The organism is Spiroplasma sp. ald, from assembly GCF_044714355.1.
Classification (GTDB): Bacteria; Bacillota_I; Bacilli_A; order Mycoplasmatales; family Mycoplasmataceae; genus Spiroplasma; species Spiroplasma phoeniceum.
Genome location: NZ_RXFY01000068.1, coordinates 1 through 6,149, shown reverse-complemented (window position 1 = coordinate 6,149; position 6,149 = coordinate 1). Strand labels below are relative to the sequence as shown.

Here is a 6,149-nt window from a genome sequence, read left to right as displayed (position 1 = left end):
AAAGTCATAAATAATCGATTTTTTAGTGATAATTTGTTAGCTTTGCCACCTTTTTTAAATTTTTCTATTTCAGCAGATAATTGTTTTGCTAACGGTAACGGAATTACTATTTGACTACTAGTTATTGCATCTTTATCATTTTTGAATGATAAATATCTTTCTTTCGGAATTGTTTCAATAATTTCTTTGTTATTTTTCATAATTTTTAAGTTTTGATCATTATCATATTCATAATTTCATCAAGGTAATATTTTCGCGTTAGCAAAAAAGACATATTCATTTGAATTTTGTTTCTTTTGAACTAAATAACAATTATCTTTAATGGTATAATTTTTTTTGTAATGTTTGAATTTTAACAATATTTGTTCCCGTAATACTGCCGTAATTTTCTAATGTATTTAATAATTGATTAATAGCGTTCATACTATTATCCTCATCAATGTAATGTTATCTACTAAATAAATTAGTCATACACTACTTTAATCATATACTATTTTTGAAAATTATTGTAGTTTTTAACTAAATTTATTTCATAAAATTTTATTTTTAAGACATTTGCTTTTCTACAATAATTTACAACTTTTAACAAATGTGCTAATATAAGTAATATTAATAGGAAGAAAAAAACTATGAAAAAAAATATTCTAACGATTTTAAGTGAGTATAAAAAACGACTATTAAATGATAAATCAGTGGGAGACATTTTTTTAACCAAAATTAACACAAAAAGTAAAAATATTATTAATTTCTTAGACTTATTATTTTTATCAAACCAAGACCCAGAAAAAGTTTGAAAAAATATTAATAAGAAAGAAAATCTTATTATTACTAAATTATCTGGAGAAACAATTAGGGAAATTTGTGGTTACGTTGGATGAATTATTAATAAAAGTAAAAATGATGCAGAATTTGTTTTACACTTAAAGCAACATGCATTTAATAAGTACCCCATTTTGCATTATTCAAAAATTCTTGAATTTATTTTTACATTGTTTGTTAAGAAAGATGGAAAAAAAGTTAGTGAGGAAAGCTTATTAAAATTAGAAAAAATTATTAGTGAAGAAACAACAAAAATTTTTAATAAATTTACACGAATTTTACAAGATGCTAAATTATATTACTTTGAACGAAACATTAATCCATTATATATTGGTTGACCATACATTGAAGGACTAACACAATCACAAAAATTTTTTCGTGCGCCATTATTATTGTGATCACTTAATGAGCTTAGTCGCACAAAAACTAAAATTGTTTTAGCAACAAAACATGATGAAATTTTATTAAATTCAGCAATTCGCTTAAGTCAAATTAAAGATAGTAATTATAATGTTGCAGAATTTAGTTTTGATTCCCTAACTTTAACAGATGATATTTTTCAAAAAGCAATTACTGATTTAAAAACATTAGGATTTAAGATTAAAAATGAAGATAAAATAAATTATTTATACAATTTAAATTACTACAAACAAAATGAGCAATTATCTTCTAATATTGTTGTTGATAACTTTGATAAATATTTAATTAATAATTATCAAGTTAATAATTTAGGATTAGTTTTTGATTGTTATCTTGGAATGTATAATATTTCATCAACAACGTTATATCGTGATTATTGTGATTTAGAGAAAATTTCTGATCATTCTGTTAGTCAAATGTTTCAAAATGAATATAATATTGAGGAGGATTGAGCAGAAAACCAACTGCGATATCAAGAAGAATTAAATGAAAGAACAGTAATGGCAATTAACAATTATGATATTTCCCAGAAAGTGGCCATTAAGAAAGCATTAGAAAAAAATACAATTATTCAAGGACCACCTGGAACAGGAAAATCTCAAACAATTAGTAATTTAATTGTTAATAATTTATGTCGTGGGGAACGTGTTCTATTTTGTGCGGAAAAACAAGATGCAATTAAAGTTGTTTATAATAATATGAAAAAAATTCAAAATTATTGTTTAATGATTACTAACTTAGAAGAAAAAGAGAGTTTTTATCAAAAAATTTTAAATAGTATTAATAATATTAATCAATTATATCCAGAAGTAGAAAGTGCAATGTATCTAACTAAAATGGATCAGTTATTTGATAATATTAAGAAATATAAAATTTTTGCGCGCCAAAATACTTATCAAGATTATTTACAATTTTTAAATAATGTTAAGGACCATCCATTATCATTAGATTTTGAATTATTAAGTCAATTTTATTATTTTGAATTAGAATATGAAGATTATTATCGTCATTGTCATCGAATGTATCAAAATACAATTATAGTTCAAAAATTTTTAGCATTGTTTAATGATTTTCCGCATTTTGCAGAAATTTATCATCGTTTTCGAGCAAAAGAATTTAAAAAAATGTTAAAAAAAGCAGAAGGTTTAAAACCACATAAATTTTTAGCTTTAATATTTAATGTATTAAAAAATAATATTGTTAGTTATACGATTAATAGTGTTGATGAAAATAAATTTAATTTATTTAAAATTGAGGAAGCAGCTTTAATTGATGCATTAACAAGAGAATTTAAAAATATTGATTATTTTGTTAATCGTTTAGAATTGATTGACCAAAATGATCGTCTTCGTCGGGAAGACAAAAATTATGACTTATATGCTTACTTAGGAACTGTTGTTAAAACTGAAGCAGATATGCCATTAATTTATCAACATTATTTTGTTCATTGTTTTCAATCAGAACATGCTGAGTTATTAAAAGTTGGAACTTTAAATTGACGAGAAGAACTAACTAAATTAAGCAATCAATCAATGGTTAATACAACGGAATATTTAACTTATTTATACCATCAACAAATTCGAGATGTTATTAAAGCAAATTATATTGAAACATTGCCTAAAATTATTGAAGAATGTCGAAAGAAAACAAAACGGTCAATTACTTATTTTTTTAAAAATAATTATGAATTAATTAAAATTTTATTTCCTGTTATTATGGTAATTCCAGATATTGCCTCGCAATTATTACCATTAAATCATCAAGAATTTGACCAATTAATTTTTGATGAAGCATCACAAATTTTTGTTGAGCGCGCAATTCCAATTATTTATCGGGCAGAACGAATTTTAGTTGCTGGGGATAAAAAACAATTAGGACCAACAAATTTCTTTTCATCCCGGTTTGATTATGATGGATTAGAACAAAACGAAGAATTATTAGCCCTTGAAACAACCTTAACTGATAAGAGTTTACTTGATTTTGCTAGTAAGCAATATAATTCTAGTATGTTACGATTCCATTACCGGTCAAAGTATAGTGAATTAATTAATTTTTCAAATGCTGCTTTCTATGATAATAATTTAATTATGATTTCAAATAAGACAAAAAAATATTTTCCATTAAAATTAATTGATGTTCCCGATGGGGTATGAAAAAACCGCGGGAATATTCCTGAAGCAAAACGAATTGTTATGTTACTAAAAGAAATTATTACAACTCGAAAACAACAAGAAACAATAGGGGTTGTTACTTTTAATGAAGTGCAAAAAAACTTAATTTGACAATATTTAACTGCGGAATTTGAAAAAATACCAGCATTAGAACAAGAATTACATCGAATGCATAATGGCCGTAATGAAGGATTATTTGTTAAAAATCTTGAAAATATTCAAGGTGATGAACGTGATATTATTATTTTTTCAATTGGTTTTGCCCGAGATGAAAATAATAAATTTGCACAATTTTTTGGTCCTTTATCGCAAGCAGGTGGTGAGAATCGCTTAAATGTGGCAATTACGCGGGCTAAAGAAAAAATTTATATTGTTAAGTCATTTCCATCAGCATTAATTTCAGAAGATTCAAAACATCCTGGTCCGCGGTACTTTAAATATTATTTGGAATATGTTGAACAATTAAACCGTGGTAAAGATCAAGAAGACAAAGTATTAGCAAAGTTAACAACAGCAAAAAGTTATGACCAAGAACAGCAAATTTCTAAAATTAACCGACAATTTACAACAGAAGTTGCCACTGCTTTAACAGCAGCCTTAAGTGGTTATGAACATTATCAAATTGCAACATATACAGTGCAAGGAACTTATCAAATTGATGTTACAGTATATGATCAGAAAAATGACCATTATGTATTAGGCGTTATTTGTGATGATTTAACATATCCAATTGGGGTTGAACAAAAAGAATATGATTTTTATCGTCAAAAGTATTTGGTTGACCGCGGATGAAAAATTGAAGCAATTTTACATAGTAATTGGTTATTTAAAAATTACCAAGCAGATATTATTAATAGGATTGTCCAAAAAATTATTGGTAAATAGGAGGCCTTATGAAATTTGATTTAACTAAAATTAAAAAAATGAAAAACCTTAAGGATTTAGAAATATATTTATTTAAAACATATTTACCAAAAAATGGTAATCGGATTATTAAAGCAGAATTATTAAATTTAATTCATACTTATTTTCCAACCGTAACTTCTGATCAGGCAAATCAATTTATTACATTATTAAAAGATAACCGGGTTATTTTTCTCCGCGGATATCATTATGTTGGTAATGAAACATTAGAATCATTTAGTCGACAAGAACAAGAAAAAGAAGATATAGTTGAACCATCTGTGTCGCCTTCAACAAAGCCAATTGCGAAGTTAAGTTCTAATTTTGAACAAAAAGAAAAATCTGAACCAACAGCAAAAACAACATCACAACGCAAAACAATTGATTTTAGTAGTCTATCTTTCCCAGACCGGTATCTCAATTTTATTCAGTTATTATATCCAATTAAAAATGAAAAGAAAAAACCTGTAATTGCTTTACATGATATTCCTGATTTAATAGTTAATAATTCTTCTAATGAAGAAAAATATTTTAAATTTAACAAACAACATATTATGACAAATGATGACGATAATTATATTGACCCAACAAAACGGAATATTATTTTAAAAGATGACCCTGAACCAATTGACGAAGAACCTTCGGAATGAACAACTGTTAAATCAGAAAAGTTAACATTTGATTTTTCTAATCCAACTAGTTCTGAAGCAATTTGACGAAAAATGAGTATTAGTCAATATCGAAAATATTTTTTATCATATCATCAAATTATGCCGTTTCAGTACCAAGGGTTGAATAAGTTTTTTATTGATTATTTATTAGCTTTACCAATTAATGATAAATTAATTACAAATTATTATAGTAATGTAATTGTGAATAAAAAAATTTATCAAGCTTTGTATGATAATTATTTACGAAACCGGATTAAGTATGCCTTTTTAATTGATTATAATTTATTTTATGATGTTCCTTTAATTCAAAAGAACCTTGATAAATATCATAAAGAAGTTAAAACAGCTGCTGAAAACATTATTCTTAATTTATTTATGCAATTTTTAAGTTCAACTTTTAATGTTAATGAAAAAAAATTACAAATTAGTCCAGAAGTTATTAGTCAAATTAAAGCTTTTTATTGATCATTTAATCAAAAAATGCATTTATTTGAATTTAAAGATTATATTTTTTCAACAAACCCAAAATGAAAAGAAGAATATGCAATGAATTTTATTAACTTTTTTGAAGGATATAAATTTACTTCAAATCAACAAGCAATTAATTTAATTATTGATCATTTGGAAAGTGATAAACTATTAGAATTATTAAAAGAAAATATTAATAAAATTAACTTTAAAAAAACAACAATTAATGACCATGTCCTATGATATGATGTTAAAACTAGTTGTCATTTATTAGATAATGAATTAACATATATTAAAGGAAACTTATTAAATAATATTCAAACTATTTTCGAAGAGACAATTAGTTAAAAAGTGCTATTAAGTTAATCTTAATAGCACTTTTTTAATTAAATATTTAGAAAAATCTTATTTTATAACATTTTATCTAAAAATTGTCATACTTTTTTAAAGTAATTATTGGCCGATGTCATATAGCTTTCTACTGTTTTTAATGATTCACTAGTAAAATAGACTTCTTGCATAATCTATTAAAATAATTGTAAATATTTTTAAAAAGACACTAATAGCAAATTATAAATTGAAGCAATTAAATTAAATATTAAACTAAATCGTTTTCTATGATTACGATATTTTTTTGTAATAATTTTAAATTTTTTAAGAATAGCAAAAATATTTTCAATAATAATTCTCATTTTTG

General features: G+C 24.4%; 3 protein-coding genes and 1 pseudogene. 2 read left to right on the top strand and 2 right to left on the bottom strand.

The window, feature by feature from the left end:
- Positions 1-359 (bottom strand): hypothetical protein (locus tag EHU54_RS04055; protein ID WP_400249071.1); only part of this gene is annotated, 359 nt, incomplete at its 3' end.
- A 270-nt stretch (positions 360-629) separates the two neighbouring features.
- On the opposite strand from EHU54_RS04055, the gene EHU54_RS04050 reads away from it, so the two are divergent.
- The gene (locus tag EHU54_RS04050; protein WP_400249070.1) at positions 630-4,295 is read left to right on the top strand and encodes an AAA domain-containing protein; all 3,666 of its coding nucleotides are present in this window, start codon (positions 630-632) and stop codon (positions 4,293-4,295) included.
- A gap of 8 nt (positions 4,296-4,303) precedes the next feature.
- Entirely contained in the window at positions 4,304-5,800 is a 1,497-nt protein-coding gene (locus EHU54_RS04045) for a hypothetical protein (protein ID WP_400249069.1), read from the top strand.
- A gap of 200 nt (positions 5,801-6,000) precedes the next feature.
- Here EHU54_RS04045 and EHU54_RS04040 read toward each other — a convergent pair.
- Positions 6,001-6,149 (bottom strand): annotated as a pseudogene (locus EHU54_RS04040) (IS5/IS1182 family transposase); the annotation flags it as partial.